22 protein-coding genes and 1 pseudogene are annotated in these 22,028 nt (G+C 67.8%); 9 read left to right on the top strand and 14 right to left on the bottom strand.

Annotated features, from left to right (window positions below):
- Positions 1-102 precede the first annotated feature (102 nt).
- Together MasN3_RS10695 and MasN3_RS10690 are read left to right on the top strand one after the other, a co-directional pair.
- Positions 103-2,967 (top strand): bifunctional diguanylate cyclase/phosphodiesterase, encoded by a 2,865-nt coding sequence (locus MasN3_RS10695; protein WP_281914028.1) that lies wholly within the window; start codon positions 103-105, stop codon positions 2,965-2,967.
- A gap of 132 nt (positions 2,968-3,099) precedes the next feature.
- Positions 3,100-3,330, top strand: a complete 231-nt coding sequence (locus MasN3_RS10690; RefSeq protein WP_281914027.1) for a hypothetical protein — start codon at positions 3,100-3,102, stop codon at positions 3,328-3,330.
- Positions 3,331-3,374: 44 nt separating this feature from the next.
- Here MasN3_RS10690 and MasN3_RS10685 read toward each other — a convergent pair whose 3' ends face one another.
- The gene (locus MasN3_RS10685; protein ID WP_281914026.1) at positions 3,375-3,752 is read right to left on the bottom strand and encodes a hypothetical protein; all 378 of its coding nucleotides are present in this window, start codon (positions 3,750-3,752) and stop codon (positions 3,375-3,377) included.
- Between the two features lie 60 nt (positions 3,753-3,812).
- Positions 3,813-3,950 carry a hypothetical protein gene (locus tag MasN3_RS10680; RefSeq protein ID WP_281914024.1) on the bottom strand — a complete coding sequence of 46 codons (138 nt, stop codon included), beginning with the start codon at positions 3,948-3,950 and terminating at the stop codon, positions 3,813-3,815.
- Between the two features lie 199 nt (positions 3,951-4,149).
- Between MasN3_RS10680 and MasN3_RS10675 the strand changes: the two genes are divergently transcribed.
- Positions 4,150-4,347: a hypothetical protein gene (locus MasN3_RS10675; RefSeq protein ID WP_036213744.1), complete on the top strand. Its 198-nt coding sequence runs from the start codon at positions 4,150-4,152 to the stop codon at positions 4,345-4,347.
- 200 nt (positions 4,348-4,547) lie between these two features.
- Here the strand turns inward: MasN3_RS10675 and MasN3_RS10670 are convergent, their stop codons facing one another.
- Entirely contained in the window at positions 4,548-4,736 is a 189-nt protein-coding gene (locus tag MasN3_RS10670; RefSeq protein ID WP_281914023.1) for a hypothetical protein, read from the bottom strand.
- A gap of 78 nt (positions 4,737-4,814) precedes the next feature.
- Positions 4,815-5,000: a hypothetical protein gene (locus MasN3_RS10665; RefSeq protein ID WP_281914022.1), complete on the bottom strand. Its 186-nt coding sequence runs from the start codon at positions 4,998-5,000 to the stop codon at positions 4,815-4,817.
- Between the two features lie 142 nt (positions 5,001-5,142).
- Between MasN3_RS10665 and MasN3_RS10660 the strand changes: the two genes are divergently transcribed.
- Entirely contained in the window at positions 5,143-6,057 is a 915-nt protein-coding gene (locus MasN3_RS10660; protein WP_281914021.1) for an alpha/beta hydrolase, read from the top strand.
- Between the two features lie 25 nt (positions 6,058-6,082).
- Here MasN3_RS10660 and MasN3_RS10655 read toward each other — a convergent pair whose 3' ends face one another.
- Positions 6,083-6,382: a 2Fe-2S iron-sulfur cluster-binding protein gene (locus tag MasN3_RS10655; protein WP_281914020.1), complete on the bottom strand. Its 300-nt coding sequence runs from the start codon at positions 6,380-6,382 to the stop codon at positions 6,083-6,085.
- A 125-nt stretch (positions 6,383-6,507) separates the two neighbouring features.
- Here MasN3_RS10655 and MasN3_RS10650 point away from each other — a divergent pair, with 125 nt between their 5' ends.
- Complete coding sequence (locus MasN3_RS10650; protein WP_281914019.1) at positions 6,508-7,518, top strand: L,D-transpeptidase family protein; 1,011 nt, start codon at positions 6,508-6,510, stop codon at positions 7,516-7,518.
- Positions 7,519-7,545: 27 nt separating this feature from the next.
- Positions 7,546-8,265: a M23 family metallopeptidase gene (locus MasN3_RS10645; RefSeq protein WP_281914017.1), complete on the top strand. Its 720-nt coding sequence runs from the start codon at positions 7,546-7,548 to the stop codon at positions 8,263-8,265.
- Here the strand turns inward: MasN3_RS10645 and MasN3_RS10640 are convergent.
- Complete coding sequence (locus tag MasN3_RS10640; protein WP_370662340.1) at positions 8,259-10,058, bottom strand: M4 family metallopeptidase; 1,800 nt, start codon at positions 10,056-10,058, stop codon at positions 8,259-8,261. The two genes, MasN3_RS10645 and MasN3_RS10640, sit on opposite strands and share 7 nt — an antisense overlap.
- 142 nt (positions 10,059-10,200) lie before the next feature.
- A complete protein-coding gene (locus tag MasN3_RS10635; RefSeq protein ID WP_281914016.1) occupies positions 10,201-12,345 on the bottom strand; it encodes a TonB-dependent receptor in 2,145 nt (714 codons plus the stop codon).
- Between the two features lie 104 nt (positions 12,346-12,449).
- Here MasN3_RS10635 and MasN3_RS10630 point away from each other — a divergent pair, with 104 nt between their 5' ends.
- Complete coding sequence (locus MasN3_RS10630; protein ID WP_281914015.1) at positions 12,450-13,700, top strand: PepSY-associated TM helix domain-containing protein; 1,251 nt, start codon at positions 12,450-12,452, stop codon at positions 13,698-13,700.
- A 3-nt stretch (positions 13,701-13,703) separates the two neighbouring features.
- Here MasN3_RS10630 and MasN3_RS10625 read toward each other — a convergent pair whose 3' ends face one another.
- The 4 genes from MasN3_RS10625 to MasN3_RS10610 all read right to left on the bottom strand — a co-directional run bounded on the left by MasN3_RS10625 (position 13,704) and on the right by MasN3_RS10610 (position 16,849).
- Positions 13,704-14,354: a hypothetical protein gene (locus tag MasN3_RS10625; protein ID WP_281914013.1), complete on the bottom strand. Its 651-nt coding sequence runs from the start codon at positions 14,352-14,354 to the stop codon at positions 13,704-13,706.
- Between the two features lie 9 nt (positions 14,355-14,363).
- The gene (locus tag MasN3_RS10620; RefSeq protein ID WP_281914011.1) at positions 14,364-15,548 is read right to left on the bottom strand and encodes a zinc-dependent alcohol dehydrogenase; all 1,185 of its coding nucleotides are present in this window, start codon (positions 15,546-15,548) and stop codon (positions 14,364-14,366) included.
- Between the two features lie 212 nt (positions 15,549-15,760).
- Positions 15,761-16,627, bottom strand: a complete 867-nt coding sequence (gene ypfJ / locus MasN3_RS10615) for a KPN_02809 family neutral zinc metallopeptidase (RefSeq protein ID WP_281914010.1) — start codon at positions 16,625-16,627, stop codon at positions 15,761-15,763.
- A gap of 33 nt (positions 16,628-16,660) precedes the next feature.
- Positions 16,661-16,849 carry a hypothetical protein gene (locus MasN3_RS10610; protein WP_281914009.1) on the bottom strand — a complete coding sequence of 63 codons (189 nt, stop codon included), beginning with the start codon at positions 16,847-16,849 and terminating at the stop codon, positions 16,661-16,663.
- Between the two features lie 182 nt (positions 16,850-17,031).
- Here MasN3_RS10610 and MasN3_RS10605 point away from each other — a divergent pair, with 182 nt between their 5' ends.
- Positions 17,032-17,967 (top strand): N5-glutamine methyltransferase family protein, encoded by a 936-nt coding sequence (locus tag MasN3_RS10605; protein ID WP_281914008.1) that lies wholly within the window; start codon positions 17,032-17,034, stop codon positions 17,965-17,967.
- Between the two features lie 165 nt (positions 17,968-18,132).
- Here the strand turns inward: MasN3_RS10605 and MasN3_RS10600 are convergent, their stop codons facing one another.
- The 3 genes from MasN3_RS10600 to MasN3_RS10590 form a co-directional block, all read right to left on the bottom strand.
- Entirely contained in the window at positions 18,133-19,227 is a 1,095-nt protein-coding gene (locus MasN3_RS10600) for an extracellular catalytic domain type 1 short-chain-length polyhydroxyalkanoate depolymerase (protein WP_281914006.1), read from the bottom strand.
- 12 nt (positions 19,228-19,239) lie between these two features.
- Positions 19,240-19,647 (bottom strand): CopG family transcriptional regulator, encoded by a 408-nt coding sequence (locus tag MasN3_RS10595; protein WP_281914005.1) that lies wholly within the window; start codon positions 19,645-19,647, stop codon positions 19,240-19,242.
- Positions 19,648-19,753: 106 nt separating this feature from the next.
- On the bottom strand, positions 19,754-20,464 hold the full coding sequence (locus MasN3_RS10590; protein WP_281914004.1) for a YjjG family noncanonical pyrimidine nucleotidase: 711 nt from the start codon (positions 20,462-20,464) through the stop codon (positions 19,754-19,756).
- A 157-nt stretch (positions 20,465-20,621) separates the two neighbouring features.
- Between MasN3_RS10590 and MasN3_RS10585 the strand changes: the two are divergent.
- Positions 20,622-22,024 (top strand): annotated as a pseudogene (locus MasN3_RS10585) (NfeD family protein).
- Positions 22,025-22,028: the final 4 nt, after the last annotated feature.

Below are 22,028 nucleotides of genomic sequence, written 5' to 3'. Positions count from 1 at the left end.
GCCGAAAGCTGCCCGGATGTGACACACTCACGTATTGATGCCTAGTGGCAAGCCTTTAGGCAGCTTCGTGCACCCTGTTTTCACGGACCTTCTGGACACATCATGGCGCCTCGCCTGCCCTTGTCGCTGACGCTCGCGGCAGCCCTCACGCTCGGGGGCGGCCTGGCTGCATCCGGCGCCCTGTTCCTGGGGGTGAGTCAGCTCGAGTACGAGAACATGGCGCTCGCCTTTGCCCAGCGCGCCGACGAGCGCGTGGCGGCGGTGCGCCAGGGTATCGACCAGGCGGTCGAAGTGCTGACCGTGACCAACCAGCTGTTTGCGCGCGGAGAGCCGGTCGACCGCGCCCATTTCCGCGACTTCACCGCCGCTCTGCTCGAGCGTCACCGCTACATCCAGGCCTTCAACGTCCACCGCACGGTGCCGGGCGATCAGCGCGCGCAGGTGGAACGCGAACTGCAGACCATCGTTCCGGGCACCGTGTTCACCGAACTGCAGGCCCAGGGCCTGGTGCCGGCGCCGGCGCGCGCGCGCTACCACATCGTCGATTTCATCGAGCCGATGGCCGGCAACGAACGTGCCTTCGGCCTGAACGCCGGCGAGAACCTGCAGGTGATGAGCGCGCTGGCGACCGCGCGCGGCGACGGCCGCGCCGCCGCCACCGACCTGTTCCAGCTGGCCCAGGACGAGCGCAAGCAGCCGGCCTTCAGCCTGGTCATGCCGGTGCTCGACCGCGACGGCATGCTGGCCGGCGACACCGCCATCGTCATCCGCGGCCCGGAACTGGTACGCGCCTCGCTGGCCGCCACCGGCCTGCTCGACCCGCGCGAGGGTTCCAGCGAGATCTTCGTGTCGGTCTATGCCGGCGACGCGCCCAGCCCGGCGAACCTGCTGTTTTCCACCGGCGACACCGGCAAACCGCAACAGGGATGGCTGGCCGCCTCCCTCGCCCCCGGCCAGCCCGGCCATGCCAGCAAGCTGCTGCGCATTGCCGGCAAGCCCTGGCGCATCGAGGTGGCCAGCGCGCCGCGCCCCTTCCTGCACGACCACATGGCCTCGACCGCCCTGCTGGTGGGCGGCATCCTCATGACCCTGCTCGGCACCGCCTTCGTGCAGGCTTCCGGGCAGCGCGCGCGCAAGGTCCAGCGCCTGGTGCGCCAGCGCACCGCCGACCTGCGCCGCACCAACCGCCGCCTGATCGAGGACATGGCCGCGCGCGAACGCGCCGAGCGTGCCCTGCAGCAGAGCGAGCAGCGCTTCCGCCAGCTGGTGTCGATGTCCTCGGACTGGTACTGGGAACAGGACCGCGACCTGCGTTTCACCATGGTCACCGGCGGCTTCACCGAAAAGGCCGGCGTCGCCGTGGAAAAGGTGCTCGGAAAGACGCGCTGGGAATACGTGCCCTCCCTGCTCGAGACCGAGGCCGGGCGCGCCCACATCGCCCAGGTGAAGGCGCACGAACCCTTCGCCAACCTCGAATACAAGTGCGTCGACGAGCACGGCGACACCCGCTGGTTCTGCGTCAACGGCCAGCCGATGTTCGACGAGCACGGCGAGCTGCTGGGCTACCGCGGCACCGGCAGCGACATCACCGAACGCAAGCTCACCGAGCAGCGCGTGCACCACGTGGCCCAGCACGACGTGCTGACCGGCCTGCCCAACCGCTCGCTGCTGCAGGACCGCCTCGGCCAGGCGATCGCCTATGCCAACCGCAGCGGCCGCCCGATGTGGGTGATGCTGATCGACCTCGACCGCTTCAAGTTCGTCAACGACTCGATGGGCCACAAGGCCGGCGACGTGCTCCTGATGACGGTTGCGGCGCGGCTGACCGGCTCGCTGCGCGACACCGACACCGTGGCGCGCCTGTCGGGCGACGAATTCGTGGTGATCCTGTCCGAGCACCACGACGAGCCGCTCTCGCCCGAGATCGTGCAGCGCGTGATGGATTCGGTGGCTCAGCCGGTCATGCTGGGCACCAAGGAATTTTTCGTCACCTGCTCGATCGGGGTGGCGGTCTACCCGAGCGAGGGCACGCCGGCCGACAGCCTGATCGAACACGCGGACATCGCGATGTACAGCGCCAAGAAGATGGGGCGCAACAACTTCCAGTTCTATACGCCGGCCATGAACGAGGAATCGCTGGAGCGGGTGCGCATCGAAGGCGCGCTGCGCAACGCCCTCGAGCGCAACGAGTTCGTGCTGCACTACCAGCCCCAGGTCGACCTGAAGACCGGCCAGATCGTCGGCATGGAAGCGCTGCTGCGCTGGAAGCATCCGGAACTGGGCATGGTGCCGCCTGGCCGCTTCATCGGCATCGCCGAGGAGACCGGCCTGATCGTCCAGATCGGCGCCTGGGTGATGCGCACCGCCTGCGCCCAGAACAAGGCCTGGCAGGATGCCGGCCTGGGCCGGCTGCGCGTGGCCGTCAACCTGTCGGCGCGCCAGTTCGGCGCCGCCGACCTGGTCGCCAGCCTGGAATCGGTGCTGCGCGACACCGGACTCGACCCGGACTGCCTCGAGATCGAGCTGACCGAAAGCCTGTTCATGAGCGACGTGACGCCGGCGGTGGAACTGCTGCATCGCATGAAGTCGCTCGGCGTGAACCTGTCGATCGACGACTTCGGCACCGGCTATTCGAGCCTGTCCTACCTGTCGCGCTTCCCGATCGACGTGCTCAAGATCGACCGCTCCTTCGTTGCCGACATCACCAATGACGCCAACGACGCCGCGATTGTCACCTCGATCATCGCCCTGGCCCACAACCTAAAACTGGCCGTGATCGCGGAAGGCGTCGAAACGCTCGAGCAGCTCGACTACCTGCGCAGCCATGGCTGCGACGAAATGCAGGGCTATTTCTTCAGCAAACCTCTGGCGGCCGAGGATTTCCAGATGCTGCTGATCCAGCGTAAGGCACTGCCACCGCCACGCCAGACCAAGCCCGAACTGGCACCGGAAATCGTCGAAGCTTGATCCTGCTCAAGTTTCCCACCGTCATTTATCCGCTAAGCTGCTTGAGAGCTATTTATTTGTAGCCTAAACAACATTGTTGGCCGTAGAATAGCCGTGTCTCTTTAGCAACCTCAGACATAACGGATATCTATCATGATGAATGACACCGGCGAGTTGACTCCGGTCGCCGCCGCAGCGGACCAAGCCACTGGCGTACGCCGCCAGCGCACCGACATCCGCACCCGCGACCTGATCAATCAGGCCGTGGCATCGATCCCGACGCTTGGCTTGCAGCGCGCCGCCGAGTTCCTGGCGACCATGAACGTGCCGGCCGAGGTGGCCGTGCGGGTGCTGGTCTACCCGCACCGCCGCCGGATCAACTAAGAACCTATCCCGGCGCCTCGTGCGCCGGTGCTGGCCACAAGCGCCTAGCGGCGCTGCTGTTGTTGCTGGCGCGTGATGTCGTCCAGCGATTCGCGGCCCTTGTCGGTCAGGGCATAGCCGCCGCCGTCGAGCGCGGCGATGTGCGACTTGAGGCTCAGGAAGCGGACCACGTCGGCATCGAGCGGGGCCTGCGGGTCATTCGCCAGCGCGCTCAGCGATGTGATGCAGCGGCGCAGGAACAATACCTGCTGCCCCTTTTCGGTCAGCACGATACGCCCGTCGCGGGTGTGCTCGAGCATCTTCAATCCCGACAGGCGCTTGGCATTGCGTCCCACGCAGGCACCCGCCGTGTCGCGCTTCACGCCGCGGCGTACCAGTTCAAGGGCGTCGTATTCGTCCGTCGTCAGTTGTTCGTTCTTCATGCTGTCTTCTATTCGGCCAGGGCGCGCCATGGTAACCGGCGCGCCCGCCGAGGGCAAGCCTCAGCGCAGCGCCCGGAAGGCCAGCCAGCCCAGGCCGGCGCCGGCCGCGACGCCGAGCGCCAGCGCCAGCTGGGCCCGGCGCGAGTAATACAGCGGGCCGCGGCCCAGGTAGATGGTGTTGTGCAGGGTACGGCCCATGGTCTCCTCCGGCAGGCGGTGCTTGTTGTTGGTTGTGCTCCATTTCTCCGATCCATTATAGGCAAGCGACGATGTCGGCAACATGACATGGATCGGGACAGCGGCGGGCCGCAGCGATGCTGCACTGCGGCGTAGCGCGCGCCGAGCGCGCAGTAGCCCTGTTAGGATCGTCCTGTCGAACAACCAACTGGAGTGCACCATGAGCAACGCAACCCGCCAAGTCGATCCCGCGGCAAAAGGCCCGAACGTGCTACACGAATCGGATATCGGCAGCGGTGAGAAATCCCCTGGAGAGCTGGAAACCGAAGAAATGATCCGCCAGATTCCGCCACTGCCGCCATCGGGCAGCCAGGCCGGCCAGGGCTCGTCCGGAAGCCAGGACAAGCCGCGCAACTGAAACTTCCCGGCCGGCCTGCGCGGCCGGCATCCTCTCCCCGCCCGACGACCTCACGACCGCCAACCTGCTTGCGGCAGGCCGGCGTCGTCCTGTCCAGATGTGGCAGGTCCACGGGCCGCCGCCAGGGTGGCCATCACATCCATCGCATCATCTTGGGGAATACAGGGTCTTGACGACCCTGTCCGGCCTGAACGCCGGGGTCAAGCGGCCCGGATCGGCGGCTCCGGGAAGCGCGGGTCCTCGACCGGCGCATTGGTCGGATCGGGGACGTCGTCGGGCACGGGCGGGCGCGGGTCGGGCGTCGGCATCGGATCCGGCACGTCCGGTTCCGGGGTACTGTGGGCATACACGGGGGATGATCCGTGCAGCTTGGGTTCTTGATCAAGCATGGTCATGGTCAGCCTCTCGAAGGGTGAAGCCCGCCGCACGGCGCATGCTGGCCGCGCCGTGCGGCAGGACGGTGTCAATCAGCGTTGATGCTTCTGCTTGGCCCCGCCGCCGGCGCCCTCGCCCTTGCCGGCCTTGACGTCCGACATGTGATCGTGGCTGCTTTTCTGCGTGTTCTGACCCGCGCGCTGCTTCGCCATGTCTTCCTCGGACATCTTGTCCGACTGCTTGTTGGTCTGGCTGCCGCCGGATGTCGATTGGCTCATCGCACTCCTCCTTATGACGTGGTTGGCTTTGGATGCAGCCTAGCATGGATGCCGAAGCCGGGTTTTTCAATCGTGCGGGCAGGCCTGGTGGAGAGCGCCCTTCCTCGGCTATAGTGAATGCTCAACACTTTCCGCGCCGACCATGAATCTTTGCCTCCTCCTGTCCACCCTCTTGTTTGCCGGCAGTATCCACGCTGCCCATGCGGCCACGCCGATGAAGCTGGCCGACTACCTGGCCCTGAGCGGACCGGCGCCCACCGCGCATATTCCCTATGGCGAGGCGCCCTCGCAGTATGCGGAACTGTTCCTGCCCGCCGGCAGCGGCCCTTTCCCGGTCGCGGTACTGGTGCACGGCGGCTGCTGGACCAGCAAGTTCGGCGGCATCACCCAGCTGCGCAACATGGCGGGAGCGCTGGCGGCGCGCGGCATTGCCGTGTGGAACGTCGAATACCGGCGCAGCGACGAAGCCGGCGGCGGCTATCCCGGCACCTACCAGGACATGCATGCTGCGCTCGATCTGCTCGCTGCGCAGGCCGGGCGCTATCCGCTCGACCTAGGGCGCCTGGTCGCGGTCGGCCATTCGGCCGGCGGCCAGCTGGTGCAGTGGATGGCCGGGCGCGGGCGCATCCCGTCCGGCAGTCCGCTGCATCGCGCGCAGCCATCATTGAAGGTGCCGGCGGTGGTCAGCCTGGGCGGCCTGGCCGACCTGCGCAACGAGGCTTCCCTGATCAAGTCCAGCTGCGGCCGCGACACCGCCGAACTGGCCGGCAGCCCAGGGCCGGGTCGGCCGGACGTCTTCGTGGACACCAATGCGGCGCAACTCATGCCGAACGGCAGCCGCACCTGGCTGGTCACGGGCGAACTCGACACGATCTCCCCGCCGCGCGTGGCGCACGACTACGCGGCGCGGGCGCGCAAGGCCGGCGATGCCGCCGAGGTGGTGATCCTGCCCGGCGCCAGCCATTACGACGAGGTGGCGGCCACATCGCACGCTTGGCCGCGGGTAGTGCACGTGATCGAGCGCGCCTTGGGCCGCCCCCAGCCTCAGGATCGATGACTGACGACAGGGAAGACGCGCGCCCTCAATCGTCCCACACGACGCGGCGCGCCACCGGCGCCTCAAGCACCAGGTCGCTGCGCGCCACCGCCACGCAAGGCAGGATGTAGCCGTCGCGCTTCTCGTCGAAGGACAGCCCCGGCCACTCGATCCGGTGCGCGGCCGCGCCGCTGCGCACCCGGCAGATGCAGGTGCGGCAGGTGCCGTTGCGGCATGAATTGGGCAGCTCGATACCGGCCGCTTCGAAAGCGTGGAGAATGCTGCTGTCCCCGTCCGCCTCGCAGGCGAGCCCGCTGGGCTGCAGCACGATTGTGTAAGTGCTCATGGCCAGGATTGTAGCCTGCCTCGGCGCCGGCCGGCCCCAGCCGCTTGAGTTCGTTCTCGCACAGACCCGGTGCGGGTGCATGCCTAAGCTAAGGTTTCCAAAAGCAAGCATTGCAGGAAACCAAAATGAGCAAATCGTACGCCCTCTCCCTTGTCGCCGCTGCCCTGCTGGGCAGCCTCTCCCTGGCCCATGCACAGCAAACGCCGCAGGCGCCCGCCGCCGCGCAACAGCAGCCGGCGCCAGCCCCCGTCCAGGCGGGCGCACCGGTGGATCCGGCCGCCGCGAAAAAGGCCGAATTCGAACGCAACCTGCGCGCCCAGGTCCTGCTGGACCGCGCCAACCTGTCGCCCGGCGAGATCGACGGCGCCTACGGCTCCAACATGCGCCAGGCCTTGAGCACCTTCCAGTCGCAGCGCAAGCTGCCGGTCACCGGCAAGCTCGATGCCGCCACCTGGGATGCGCTCAATGCCGACAACAGCCCGCACCTGGTCACCTACACCCTGGTCGAGGCCGACGTGGCCGGGCCCTTCCGCCCGGTGCCGAGCGACATGATGGAAAAGGCCAAGCTGCCCGCACTGGGCTATGCCAACGTGCTCGAAGGCCTGGGCGAGAAATTCCACGCCAAGCCCGCCATGCTGGAACGCCTGAATCCAGGCAAGGACTTCGGCCGCGCCGGCGAGCAGATCGTCGTCCCCAACGTCCATGGCAAGCAGCCGCTGCCGAAGGCCGCGAAAGTCGTGGTCAAGGAAGGGCCGAAGGTGCTGCAGCTGTACGATGCCGCAGGCGGCCTGATCGCGCAATATCCGGTCTCCACCGGCAGCGCCAACGATCCGCTGCCGATCGGCACCTGGAAGATCAATGGGGTGCACGCCAACCCGACCTACCATTACAACCCGAAGCTGTTCTGGGACGCCGAGCCGGGCGACAAGAAAGCCAAGATCGCACCGGGCCCGAACAACCCGGTCGGCGTGGTCTGGATCGACCTGTCGAAGGAGCACTACGGCATCCATGGCACGCCGGTGCCGGGCCACGTCGGCAAGACCGAGTCGCACGGCTGCATCCGCCTGACCAACTGGAGCGCCGCCGAGGTGGCGGGCGCGGTCAGCGCGGGCCTGGAGGTCGTGCTGGAGAGCTGATTCGCTTAACCCCTGACGGAGGATGACATGAAATGGTTGATGAGCTTCCTGCTCGGCGTGCTGGTCGGCGCCGGCGGCCTGTTCGTGATGTTGCGCGCCGTGCCCGACGAGCCGGCGCCAAGCGTGGCGGCTGCCCCGGCGGCCGGCGTGTCGGCGGCGCAGATCGATCCCCAGCTGCCCGGTCCGCCAAGCATCCAGGCCGACCTGAGCGAATTCGACCTGCCGCTGCGTCCTCCCTCCCCCGCCAGGAGCGCCGCCGGCCCGCAAGCGCCGGCCGATGCGGCAGCCGCCGCCGTCCATGGCAAGCTGCTGGTGCCGGTGCAGGGCATCGGGCTCGCCAAGCTCAGCGACACCTATGACCAGCCGCGCGGCACCCAGCGCCACCATGAGGCGCTCGACATCATGGCGCCGAAAGGCACGCCGGTGCTGGCAGCCGCCGACGGCAAGGTGGCCAAGCTGTTCACCAGCAAGCCCGGCGGCACCACGCTGTACCAGTTCGACCCCAGCGAACAATACGCGTATTACTATGCGCACCTGGACCGCTACGCCGACGGCATCCAGGAAGGCATGGACGTCAAGCGCGGCGACGTGATCGGCTATGTGGGCGTGACCGGCAATTCCGACCCGAACGCGCCGCACCTGCACTTCGCCGTGTTCGAGCTCACGCCCGAGAAGCAATGGTGGAAAGGGACGCCGATCAATCCCTTCCCCCTGATGACGGAACAGCAGACCGTCGCGGCTCAGTGAGGCGTGGCCACGGCGCCGGGTTCGTCCACGTCGGCGCCGACGTTGATGGCCGCATAGGCACGCTGCACCGCCACCGACTCGACGCTGGCCTTGCCGTACAGTTCCTCGGCCGCCTCGATCATCTTGGCGCGCGCATCGGCGTAGTTGGTCGAGGACGTGAATTTGGTGGTATTCGCATGGAACCAGATGCGGAAGGCCTTGTCCATGCCGATGCCGGTCATCGCACTCGGCTGCTTCACCAGGTATTTGCTGAAGTAGTCGCCGGCGGCATCAAGCCGCGAGCCGCGTGACAGGAAGTAGAACATGCGGTTGTTCGGCCCGCTGCTGTAGTGGACGTCGAGGCGGCGCAGCGAGGTGCTCCAGGCATCCGGGCTGCTGCCGTCCTTGCTCGGACGGTACATCCAGCGCAGCGGCGTGGCGTTGCGGCTGATCTCCGTGCCCAGTTGCCAGTCGTTGCCCTCTTCCGGAAACTTATCGCCCTTGCCGCCGGCGCGCGCATAGGCTTCCACCACCTCGCCCGAGATGTCCGAGCTCGATTCGTTCAGGCCGCCCGATTCGCCGCTGTAGATCAGGCTTGATGTCGAGGCGGTGATGCCGTGCCCCATCTCGTGGCCGACCACGTCGATCGCCCCCAGGCTGGTGAAATAGCTGCCGTCGCCGATGAACATGCACTTGCAGGTGTCGCTGTAATAGGCGTTGTCGTAGCCCCTATTCACATGCACGGCGATGGTGGTGGCGGTATTCTTGCCGTCGAGAGACAGCCAGCCCAGCACGTTCTTGTGGGCGTCGTAGGTGTTCATCAGGCCCCACATCGCATTCACGGCCGCGGTCTGGCCGTTCGGCCCGGTCGTGCTGCCGCCTTCGAATTGCTTGCCGTCGCCCCAGACGTTGGTGGCATTGGTGTAGACCTTGCCGGCGCTGCTGCCGTTGTTGGCGTTGGTGATCGCCATCGCGCCGAAGGTGCCGCCCTTGCCGCGCTCGGGGTCGAGCATCTGGTAGACGCCGTTGCTGAGGGTGGTGCTCAGCGAGACCTCGCCGTTGTACTGGCTTTTCCCCACGCCGATCACGGTCTGCACCATGCTCCACTGGTCAAGGATGGCGCCGTCCCTGGCGCTCACGATGCTGTCGTGGTAGACCGGCTGGTCGCCCACGCGCAGGCGGGTGCGCACCAGGTAGGCCAGCTCGTAGCGCTCGACCACGTCCTGCACGTCGAGGGCGTTCAGCTCCGCTTCCTCCTTGGCGCCGGCGCCGACCACGCGCTGCATGCGCATCACCGGATAGATCAGCAGTTCGGCGGTCGGCTTGGCCACGGTCACCGGGTTCTGCCCGAACGCGGGCGCCAGCGAGGCCATGGCCGCCGCGATCGCCGCCCGGCTGTTGATCTGCGGCTGGACGCTGAAGCTCGCGGTGAGCGCGCCCAGGCGGTTGGCGCTGCCCGTGCCGAGGTGCTGGCGGCGCGCCGAGCTGGACTCGGACAGGATCTTCATGGACTTGTCGAGCACCACCACGGAGTCGGAGCCGAACACGCGCAGGCCCTTCCAGGTATGGGCCGCGCGCACGATCTGGGTGCCGCCCACGCCCGGATGCTGGGCGGTGATCCGGTAATGGTGGTCGGCGTCCAGGCCCTTGGCCTGGCGCTGGGCCGCCAGCTGGGCCAGCAGCGCGGACTTCAGCTTGGGACTCAGGGTGGTCGGTGGGCTCATCATCGGCGCCGCATGGAGGGGCTGCGCCGGCGGCAGGAACAGCAGGGCGGCGCCGAGCAGCGCTGCCGGGAAGGTGGTGTGCGTTCTCATTCTGGTCCCCACGTGGAAACGCGGCCCTGGGATGGACCGCCCACCGGACAGTTTGAATGAGCTCAGCAGAAAGTATTTGCTTGAGCGCAACGCTCATGCGGGCAGGCTGGCGCCGGGCCGGCCTGCCCATGAGCGGGCCTTCTTAGAAGCTGCGGTTCCAGCTCAGGGCCAGGGTACGGCCGCGACCGGCGTAGGTGGCATTCACGTCCACGCTCGACGCCGACTGCGCGTAGTAGCCGACGTAGTACTTGTCGAACAGGTTCTCGAGGCTCAGGCCGAAGCGTCCGTAACGGGTATCCCAGGTGGCGGCGGCGTCGACCAGGGTGTAGCCCTTGAAATGCTCTTCCAGGTTGCTGGTGCCGACGCGGCGGCCGATGTTGATGTCGCGGTCGCGCAGGTGGGTCGCCTGCAGGCGCAGCTGGGCCTGGGGACGGAATGTCCAGTTGGCGCCCAGTACCGACTTGTCCGGTCCCTGCGAACGCGCGCCCAGGTCGAGGTCCATCGGCGCGCCCTGCGTGGCGGCGGTCTTGCCGTCGAGCCTGGCCCAGGTGCCGAACACGCTCCACTCCCTGGTCGGGCGCCATTCGGCATTCGCTTCCCAGCCCTTGACCGTGGTCGGCACCCGCTCGACCAGGCCGATACCTGCCGAGGTGATACGGATCACGCTGCCGAGCTTGGAACGCGAGTCGTAGCGCGACAGGCCGAACTGGCCCTTGGGACCGCGCCAGTTGATGCCGACTTCGTTGTTGCGGGTGACGATGGGCTGCAGGCTGATCAGGTTCGACACCGACTGGTTGGGCACGGCCACGCCGCGCAGCACCAGGCCGGCGTCGGGCAGGCCGAAGCCTTCCGAACTGCCCGCGAAGGCCGACCAGCCCGGCGCGAAACGCCATACGGCGCCGACGTTCTTGACCGCTTTCGAGAACTCTGCCGAACCGCCTTCCACCCGGCGGCTGCCATAGGCGGCCAGCGTGGTGTAGGTGTCGACGTCGAGCTTGGCGTCCTCGAAGCGCACGCCGCCGCGCACCGTCACCGGGCCGAACTCGTATTCGAGCTGGGTGAATGGCGCCAGCGAGCGGAACTTCAGCTCCGGCACCCAGGTGCGGCCAGTGCCCGCCAGGCGCTGCTGCGGATTGTCCTGCAGCCAATCGAGGCCGGCCGTCAGTTCCAGGCCCTGTACCAGCAGGTCCGGGCGGACCCAGGTGATGCGCGCACCGCGCTTGTCGGTCACCACCTGCGACTGGTCCCACAGCGTGCCGCGCGGGGCGATCGCCGGATCCTGGAAGGTGGAGGTATTGGTGGCGCCGTACAGCGCCGAAAACTCGTGGCCGAACAGCTGCATGCTCAGGTAGCCGCCGCCGAGGTCGTTGTGGCGGTAGTCGAGGCTGGCGCTGCGCACCTTGTTACGCGGCGGCATGCCGATCGGCGTTCCGGGCGCCGAGCTGGTCGGCAGTCCCTGGGCCAGGTTGCCCGGCACGCTGCGATAGTCGCCGTCGCCGGCCAGATCGAAACGGTTCAGGGTCAATTGCAGGCGCTGGTCGCCGAAGTTCCTGCCGAGCTTCAGGAACAGGTCGTTGCCGTGCGAATCCATGGTGTCGCCCTGCACCGCGTCGACGCCCAGGCGGCGCCCGCGGCCGTCGTAGCCCATGCCGCGGCGCTGCACGCTGGCAAAGGCGAGCATGTCGAAGTCGCCCGACTTGTGGCTGACCGTCAAGCCGGTCTTCCAGTCCAGGCTGTCGGACTCGAACTGGCTGGCGAAGCGCGTGTTGACGCTATAGCTTGTTCCTTCCTTCCGCGGGGTCTTGGTGATGTAGTTGATGATGCCGCCGGTCGCGCCCATGCCCTGCATGGCCGAGGCGCCGTTGATGACTTCGATGCGCTCGATGATGGCGCTGTCGGCAAAATAACCTTCGCGCATGCCGGCGCGCAGCGGGTTCGATTGCGGGATGCCGTCGAACAGGATCAGGGGCTGGCGGCCGCGCAGCGATTCGCCGGTGGAAGTCATCTTCTGGCGGCTCGGGGCATAGCCCGGCACATAGGTGGCCAGCGCCTGCGAGGGATCGTCGGCAATCAGGTACTGGGTCGCCAGTTCCTGCTGGGTGATGACCGAGACCGCGCCCGGGATCTTGTCGACCGCCTTGGCAGTGCGGGTGGCGGTGACGACCACCGAGGCGAGTTCTTCGTCCTGCCGCGTCCCTTCCTGGGCGCTGGCATGGGAGACGGCCATCAGCATGCATGCGCTGGCGACGGCGGCGGAAATGGGGTTGAGCGACTTGTTCTTATTCATGGACATGCGATACGCTTACTCAGCAGGAATGTTCGAAATGATAATCGTTATCATGTAAGGACGCAAGATCGAGAATCATTCTCATTTCGGTTATCATTCCGGACATGAAACCGCTCATCCGCACCGTTCACCTCTGGGCCGGCCTGATTTTCGGCACCATCCTGGTCCTGCAAGGGCTTACCGGCACCGTCATCGGCTGGCGTCACGAACTCGACGCCTGGCTCAATCCGGGATTGCTGCGGGTCGCCCCGCCGGCGGGCGCGGTGGCCGGCCAGGAAGCGCGCCCTGCCCCGGCCCAGGTGGCGGCGGTGATGGCGCGACTACAAGAGGCGCCAGGCTATGGACGGCCCGACACCCTGTTCCTGCCGGAAGTGCATGGGGACGTGTACGTGGCCTGGTACCGGCCGCAGAAGCCGGATTCCAGCTGGACGCAGGGCGTGACGCGCCAGGTCATGGTCGATCCGAGCAGCCTGGCGATCCTGGGCGAGCGCAACTGGGGCGAAGCCGGCCTGTCGCGGCCGCTCCTGATGCCGACCCTGTTTCACCTGCACCGCTACCTGATGGCGGGCGAAGCGGGCAAGATCGTCATCGCCGTGCAGGGCCTGGCCCTGATGCTGCTGACGCTCACCGGCATCGTGGTGTGGTGGCCGAAGATGACCCCGTCGGCCTTCTGGCATGCGATCTCGGTGCGGCGCGGCAGCAACTGGCCCAAATTCAATTTCCAGCTGCACCGCGCGGCCGGTTTCTACGTGGCGCCGGTGCTGCTGGTGCTGGCTTTTTCGGGCGTCTATTTCAATGCGCCGGACTGGGTGACGCCGGCCATCCGCGCCGTCGCGCCGCTGGCCAAGAACGACAAGGCGGTCAATGCCAGCCCATCGGCGACCCCACGCATCGATGCCGGCGCGGCGATGGCGGCGGCGCAGGCGCGCTACCCGCAAGGCCGGGTGTCGCGCATCGGCATCCCGGCCAAGGCCGAGCAGCCCTATGAAGTGCGGGTGCGCCAGCCCGGCGAACTGCGCCACGGCGCCGGCGTGACCCGCGTGAGCGTGGATGCCGGCAGCGGCGCGGTGCTACGCGCCATCGATCCGCTCACCGCGCGCGGCGGCGACTGGTTCGTCAGCACCCTGTACCCGCTGCACACGGGCGAAGCGTTCGGCGTGGCCGGGCGCATCCTGATCACCGTGGTGGGATTCACGCCCCTGCTGTTCTTCATCACCGGCCTGGTGGTCTGGATCAAGTTCCGCCGCAAGCCGGCCAAGCGCAAGGCGCCCGTGAACGCGGCGACGCCCCGGCCAGCACCGGTGCTGGCGCAGGCCGAGGCGTCGCACGCATTCAAGGATCCACGCTACGGTTGAGGCTTAGCGGTAGTAACGCTTGCCGTAACGGTCACCCTCGTAGCGGTCGCGCTCGTAGCGATCGTCATCGCGATCGCGCCGCTTCATCAGGTAGACCGCCGTGCCCACCACGGCGGCGGTAATCGCCGCCTTCTTGGCCAGCCCGGCCGGGTTGTGCTTCATCTCGGCCTTGATGCCCATCTCGCCCAGCACGTTCGGGACCTTTCCATGCGCCAGGTCGTCGGCAATGCCTTCGACCACGTTGACGCGGTCGGCCAGCAGCAACAGCAGCCAGTGGCGGATGTCGTTCTCGCTGGCCTTGAAGGCCAGGCGCCGGATCATGCCCGACAGGCCCGAGGGCGGCTGCACGGTGCCGAACACCTGGGTGATGCCGGGACGCTCGCTCGAGACCAGGATCTCGACATTTTCCTGCTGCTGCGGCGGGTCGCCTTCCGGCTGGTGGATGAAGCGCGGCGGGGTGCGTTCCATCGGCACGCCGGGGCGGTTCTTGCGGTCGAGGTCGGCGCCCCAGCCCTGAATATGCTGCAGTTCCTCGCGCGAAGGGCGGCGCGGCGCGATGTGGCCCTGGCCGGGGTGCTGCTGCAGGTGGCCGTGCTCATGTTCGTGTGCGTGGCCGTGGTGCTGGTGTTCCTTGATGTCGCTGCGTGGTTCCATGGTCGCTCCTCAATGCTGTACGCTGGCCGAGACCGCCTTGACCTGATTGGCGTTCGGCGGGATCAGGATGGTCTTGATGCAGTTGTCGAGCTTGCCCGAGAAGATGTGATAGGCATCCGACACCTCTTCCAGCGGCACCCGGTGGGTGATGATTTCCTTCGGATTCAGGCGCCCTGCGCGGATGTGCTCGATCAGGCGCGGCAGGTGGCGCTTGACGCTGGCCTGGTTCATGCGCAGGGTCAGGCCCTTGTTCAGCGCGTTGCCGATTGGCACGAAGTTGAAGGTCGGCCCATACACGCCGACGATCGACACGTTGCCGCCCTTGCGCACCGAGTTGATGCACCAGTGTAGCGCCGTGGCCGAGCCGGCCTGCATCATGGTGTAGCGGCCGGTGAGCGACTGCATCGCATTGCCCGAGGCCTCGCAGCCGACCGCGTCGATGCACACGTCGGCGCCCATCCAGTCGGTCATCTTCTTGATGTGCTCGGCCATGTCGCGCACCTCCTTGAAGTTGACCACCTCGCACTGGGCGTAGCGCTTGACGAACTCGAGCCGGTATTCGACGTGGTCGACCACGATCACGCGCCCTGCCCCCATCAGCCAGGCCGATTTGGCGGCGAAGATGCCGACCGGGCCGGCACCGAACACGACGACCGTGTCGCCTTCCTTGATGTCGCCCATCTCGGCCGCCTGGTAGCCGGTCGGCACCGCGTCGGTGAGCAGGACGGCGTCGTCGTCGTCGATGTCGTCGGGGATCACCATGGGGCCGACGTCGGCCATCGGCACGCGCACCAGTTCGGCCTGGCCGCCGTCGTAGCCGCCGGCCGTGTGCGAGTAGCCGTAGATGGAACCGACCGCGGTCGATTGCGCATTCATGTTGTGGCAATTGCCGAACAGTTCGCGGTCGCAGAAGAAACAGGAACCGCAGAACACGTTGAAGGGCACCAGCACCTTGTCGCCGACCTTCAGGTGCTGCACACCGGAGCCGACCTCTTCCACCACGCCGATGAACTCGTGGCCGAAGGTGTGGCCGACGCGGGTGTCGGGCACCAGGCCATGGTATAGGTGCAGGTCCGAGCCGCAGATGCAGGACCGGGTGACGCGCACGATGGCGTCGCCCGGGTGCTCGATGACGGGGTCGGGCTTGTGATCGGCGCGGACGCGGTAGGGCCCGCGGTAATTCATTGCCAGCATAACTCCTCCTCGATGGTTGTTCGCAACGGGAAACCAAGCGCCCGCCAGCTCAGCGGGCTTGTGCAAACACGTTATGTCAAAACATCAAGGATGGCGATACGCGCACGGAAACGAACGGGACGTTTTGCGAATTTTCCGTGCGGCGGGCCGCTCGACGAGAGCTTGTCCTACAAGCGACCCGCTGTTCGCCGATGGCCGCAGGCGGCGCGCCCTTACAGCTGGCGCGCCTCGAAGGTATTGCACTGTTCCACGCTGCCGGTCTCGAGGCCGCGCGTGAACCAGCGCACCCGCTGGGCCGAGCTGCCGTGGGTAAACGAATCCGGCACCACCGTGCCCTGCGACTGGCGCTGCAGGGCGTCGTCGCCGATGGCGGTGGCCGCGGCCAGGGCGGTTTCGACGTCGCCCGCTTCCAGGATCTGCTCGCGCTTGTTGGTGCGGTTAGCCCAGACGCCGGCGAAGCAGTCGGCCTGCAGTTCGAGGCGCACCGACAGGGCATTGCCTTCCCGTTCGGAAACCCGTTGCTGCGCGTTGTGGACCTTGTCGGACAGGCCCAGCAGGTTCTGCACATGATGACCGACTTCGTGCGCGATGACGTAGGCCTGGGCAAACTCGCCGGCCACGTTGAAGCGCTGCTGCATCAGGCGGAAGAAGCTCAGGTCGATGTAGACCTTGCCGTCGGCCGGGCAATAGAAGGGGCCGGTGGCGCTGCGGCCGGTGCCGCAGGCGGTGGGGGTGGCGCCCTCGAACAGCACCAGCCTTGCCGGGCGGTACTGCGCGCCCTGCTCGGCGAAAATCTGGGCCCAGGCGTCTTCGGTATACGCCAGGGTGGTGCGCACGAACTGGCTCTCCCGGTCGTTCGCCGGGGCGCCCTGGGGTCCCTGGGGCGCCTGCTGCACCTGCACCGGAGCGCCGCCGCCACCGAGGATCACGCTCGGATCGATGCCGAAAAACACACTGCCGATCAGCGCAATGACCAGGGTGCCGATGCCCACGGTCTTGCCGCCGAAGCCGAAGCCCCCGCCGCCGGCGCCGCGGCGGTCCTCTACATTGTCGCTCTGTCGATCACCTTCCCATTTCATCGCCTGTTCTCCTCATGGCCAGTGGCGGCGCCATCAGCGCCCCTGATGCCGTTTCAAGTTGCTGCTGTCGGCGCGTTCGCGCGCATCCTTCAAGCGGAACTCCTCTTCCAGCGGCGCCAACCCGCTGCGCGCCTCGTCGTGCAAGGCGCGCTCGTGGCGTTCGCGGGCGACTTCACGTTCCACGCGGCCGAGCGGCCCTTCGATCCCGTCCCTGCTTGCCATCTTTCCCTCCCTGTAGTGAGGCCAGGCGGCCGCGCCGCCCCCGTGTGATCGAGTATGGCCACCCCTGCCGTATTGGACTGTTCGCATGTTCACATATGCGCGGCAATTTCCCCTTGCCAAGCCCGCCGACAGCGTTAGCTGGCGCACAGCGCCACGGCATACGGTATGCGACGCTGCCAGGCATGACAAGTCCACACGCCAATGCCCTCGTCGCGCTGGGCCGCTACCTGCGCGAGTACGACTACCGTTTCATCACGGTGACCCCGTCCACGCACCGCCGCATCAACCGCCGTCCCGGGAACGAACGTGCGCGCGACCTGCGCGGCATCTTCGGCTGGAGCCGGCCGTTCGCCGCGGAGGACGTGGCGCCGGAACTGCTGGCCCTGATGCGCGAGGCCGGCATCGTCGAGCCCGACGGCGCCCTGCTGCGTTCGACGCTGCGCGCCTCGAGCCTGGGCGAGCTGCTGGTGTTCCACTCGGCCTATCCGACCGAGGACGAGGACGCCGTGTTCTTCGGTCCCGACACCTACCGCTTCGTCGGCACCATGGGACGCGCCTTCCCCTGGCTCGGTTCGGGGCCGGTGCGGGCGCTCGACATCGGCTGCGGCGGCGGGGCCGGCGCGCTGGCGATCGCGCGCCACTTCCCGCACGCCGAGGTGACCGGCGCCGACATCAATACGCGCGCGCTGGCGCTGACGATGGTCAATGCCCGGCTGGCGGAGCTGCCCAACCTGCATGCCTGCCACAGCAATCTGTTCGACAGCCTGGAGGGCGACTTCGACCTGATCGTGTCGAATCCGCCCTACGTGCTCGACCCCAGCGAACTGCCCTACCGCCACGGCGGCGGCATGCGCGGCGCCGAGCTGTCGGTGCGCATCGTCAAGGAAAGCCTGGGACGGCTGCGCCGCGGCGGCAACCTGATGCTGTACACCGGCGTGGCGATCGCTGGCGCCCAGGACGAATTCCTGGAAGCGATCCGCACCGAGCTGGAGGCCCAGTGCGACCACTGGAGCTACGAAGAGCTGGACCCGGACATCTTCGGCGGCCAGCTGGGAGAGCCCGGCTACGAAGACGCGGAGCGGATCGCGGCGGTGTGGCTGCACGCGATCAAACGCTGACGCTAGAGCACGCCAGGGTCGATCTGACTGAGTTCATCGCGCATACCGCGACATACTTGCCAGTGCACGTAGGGTGGCCGGCTCTGCCGACCGCGCGTCCGGCTCCGGCATGCGATACGGCTGCGCTTGCGCTTGTTGAACGCGCGGTCGGCGAAGCCGACCACCCTACGGGTGCTCGAGGAAGAAGGCCAGCATTTCTTTTGATGCGTCCGGCCCGGTCGCGTCCGTGTGCGAGCCGGCCGGCTTGCCGCCGGCCCAGGCGTGTCCCGCCCCATGCACCAGCCAGTGCTCGGCCACGCGCCGGCCCTGGGCATCGCGCCAGCTGCTGCGGGTGAAGCGCCGCCCGCCGGCATTGCCTTCCTGGCGCTCGCGCTGCAAGCCGCCCGCCTGCGCGCCGCTGAACTGCAGCAAGGCCGCATCCCCGTTCCCCGGATGGACCACGTGGTCCGCATCGCCATGGAAGACGATGACCGGCACGCCCTGCGCGGCCGGCGCCGCGGCTTTCGGGTGCTTCATCGCATGCAGGCCCGAGATCATGTCCTTGCCGGTGCCGGCCGCCAGGCCGGAATGGATGCCGACCGCCGCGAACAGCTCCGGATACTCGGCGCCGAGGATGGCCGCCATCGCGCCGCCGGCCGACAGGCCCGCCGCATAGATGCGCCGCGGGTCGCCGCCGTGTTCAGCGACGATCTCGCGCGTCATGGCCGCCAGGATCGCCGGCTCGCCGCGGCCGCGCCGCTGCTGCCCCGGCTCGAACCAGTTCCAGCAGCCGTTATGGTTGGCGGCGCGGTCCTGTTCCGGATACAGCACCAAACAGCCGTGCTCCTCGGCCAGCGTGTTCATCGCGGTGCCGGCCGCGAAGTCGCCGGCATTCTGGGTGCAGCCGTGCAGCATCACCACCAGCGGGCGCGGCTTCTCGGCGGCGCGGGCCGGCACGTACAGCTTGTAGCGGCGCCGGCCTTCGGGGCAGGCGAAGCTGCCGTCGATGAAGCGGCCCGGGCCGAGGTCGGCGGGGGCATGCGGCTGGCGCTTCCAGCCGCTGCGTGCCTTCGGCCTGGGCCGCGCCTGGGCCGCGCCGGGCGGCGGATTGATGTCGATGACGGTGGGCGCATCCGGCGCCTCGGCGCCCGGCGCGGCGTTCATCAACCCCGCCTGCTGCAGAGCGCGCTGGATGACGTCGGTAGCGGCGCCGGGGTCGCCGGCGCGGACGCGCTCGGCCGAGGCCATCATCTGGCGCACGAATTCGTCGATGGGTTTCATGGGAATCCTGTTCTATGTGTGAATACGGTCGGCCAGCGCCTGCCGGACGGCGGGCGAGGCGATGAAGGCGCCCAGAACCTGGACCGAGGCGATGGCGGCGCTGGCCAGTTCCGGCGTCACGTCGTCTTCGATCACGGCCAGTCCCAGCACGTGGACCTCGAGGCGCTGGCCGCTGGCGACCACTTCCTCCAGTTCCTTGCGCGTATAGCGGTGCTGCCCGAGCACGTAGCGCTTGCGCACCACGATCTGGCGCAACGCATCGGCATGGGCCAGCAGCTGGTTGCGCAGGGCGGTACGGACGAAGTCGGTCCGGTTCGAATAAAAGCCCTCGTTAATCAATAGATCGACCTGGGCCAGGTCGACCAGGCCGACGTTGACGGTGACTTTCTCGCTGTCCGGAACACGTAATGTTGGGTGCATATCCTCTCCTTGTACTCCACGTGGAGTATAGCGGGAGTATTACAAGTCCGTACAGGCAAAAAAATCGCCGGCACCGAGGCCGGCGTAGTGTAGTGCCGAAAGGTAATCAGGCAGCCAGGGCCAGCTGCCTCAGCGCAGGAACGACCTGGTCCAGCCTGGCGACTTCGCAGCTGGGCAGCGCCAGGGTCTCGTTGGCCAGACCGCCCGGATTGAACCAGCAGCTGTCGATGCCGAAGCGGTTGGCGCCGAGGATATCGGCGTCCAGGCGGTCGCCGACGATCACGGTCTCGTGCCTGGCGAAGGGCCGCGCGCGCGCCATCCGGGCGCTGAATTCGAAGAAGCGGCTGTCCGGCTTGGCGTGGCCGCAGGCTTCCGAGGTGGCCACGAACGAGATGTGCCCGCCCAGCCCCGAGCTGGCGATGCGCCGGTGCTGGATGTGGTGCACGCCGTTGGTGATGATGCCGACCTCGCCGATGGCGGCCAGGTTCTCGCACAGCTGCCGGGCGCCCTCGACCAGCACCACCGTCTCGGACAGGGATTGCAGGTACAGGCTGCTCGCCTGCTCCGGGTCCAGCTCGAGGCCATTCCTGAGAAAGGTCCGGCGGAAGCGCTCGACCTTCAGCGCGTCTTTCGACACGGTGCCGGCCTCGAAGGCGCGCCAGAGCGCCAGGTTGATCGCCTGGTACTGTTCGAACAAGGGTTCGATGTCGCCATGCAGGCCGAGTTCGCCCATCGCCCGCACGAAGGAGAGGCGTTCGGAAGCCTTGAAGTCGAGGAGCGTGTCGTCCAGGTCGAACAGGAATAATCGGTGTTTCACTGCTGTCATCCGCTGAGGCAAAGGGTAGCGCCCCATCTTAGCACGCGTGGCAGCGCGGCCGCCGGGGAACACCCGGCCGGGTTCGCGGTCCAAATCCTTGACCGGCCGTGTTCGCGGCCGGCGCCCGTTTGCTTGGGAGGCCACTACGTTGCGGCACATGCTCGCTTCCGCGCCAGCCGCGCTCCCGCGCTTGCTCGGGGCCGCGTTGCTGGCCTTGTTCCTGTTCGCCTTCCTGCCCCCGTCCGCTGCCGCCGCCAGGCCCGCCGCCGTCGGCCTCCTGACCATCGACGGCGCCATCGGCCCGGCCAGCGCCGACCAGGTCGTGCGCGGCATCGAACGCTCCGCCTCGCTCGGGCACGCCCTGCTGGTCATCCGGCTGGACACCCCGGGCGGGCTCGACACCTCGATGCGCACCGCGATCAAGGCCATCCTCGCCGCACCGGTGCCGGTCGCCGTCTACGTCGCCCCCAGCGGCGCACGCGCCGCCAGCGCCGGCACCTATCTGCTGTACGCCAGCCACGTCGCGGCAATGGCGCCCGGCACCAACGTCGGCGCCGCGACTCCGGTCGAGCTCGGCATCGGGCCGGGCCAGCCTTCGTCAGGCGGCAGCCGCAAGGACGCGCCCAAGGCCGGCCAGAAAGCGCCGGCCTCGCCCATGCAGGCCAAGGCGCTCAACGATGCCGCCGCCTACCTGCGCGGCCTGGCCCAGCTGCGCGGCCGCAACGCCGACTGGGCCGAGCGCGCCGTGTGCGAATCCGTCAGCCTCACCTCCGAGGAGGCGCTGCGGCTGAAGGTCATCGACGTCGTGGCGCCCGACGTCCCCGCCCTGCTGGCACGGCTGGACGGCCGCACCGTCAACGTGCTGGGCCAGCCGCGCGGGCTGCAGACGGCAGGCGCGCTGCCGGTCGAATTTGCGCCCGACTGGCGCACCAATGCGCTGGCCGCGATCGCCAATCCCAGCGTCGCCCTGCTCCTCATGACCGTCGGGCTGTACGGCCTGGTGTTCGAGTTCATGAGCCCGGGCGCGGTGGCCCCGGGCGTGATCGGGGCGATCTGCCTGCTGCTGGGCCTGTACGCCCTGCAGCTGCTGCCGGTGAACTATGCCGGCCTGGCCCTGATCGTGCTGGGCCTGGCCTTCATGGGCGCGGAAGCCTTCCTGCCCAGCTTCGGCATCCTCGGGCTGGGCGGGATCGCTGCCTTCGTGGCCGGCGCGCTGATGCTGATCGATACCGACCTGCCCGGCTACGGCATCCCGCCCGGCCTGGTCGGCACCCTCGCCACCGCCAGTGCCCTGCTGCTGTTCGGCACCGTGCGCCTAGCGCTCAGGACGCGCCGGCGCCCGGTCCGGAGCGGCGCCGCGAGCCTGATCGGCACCCTGTGCACGGTCGAACAGGTGGGCGCGCGGCGCGCCAACGAGGCCTGGGTCAAGGTCGAGGGTGAGCAGACGATGCATCGTCTGCGCGCGCCGTCAGCAGCACGCCCCTGCGCGAGGCGCAAACCGTGCGCATCGTCGGCCGCAGCGGCCTGCGGCTCGACGTGGTCCCGGCCGAGCCCATCTAGGAGA

Source organism: Massilia varians, from assembly GCF_027923905.1.
In the GTDB taxonomy this organism is placed as follows: Bacteria; Pseudomonadota; Gammaproteobacteria; order Burkholderiales; family Burkholderiaceae_D; genus Telluria; species Telluria varians_B.
The sequence above is the reverse complement of the archived record's forward strand: the minus strand, read 5'-3'. Positions and strand labels throughout refer to the sequence as shown.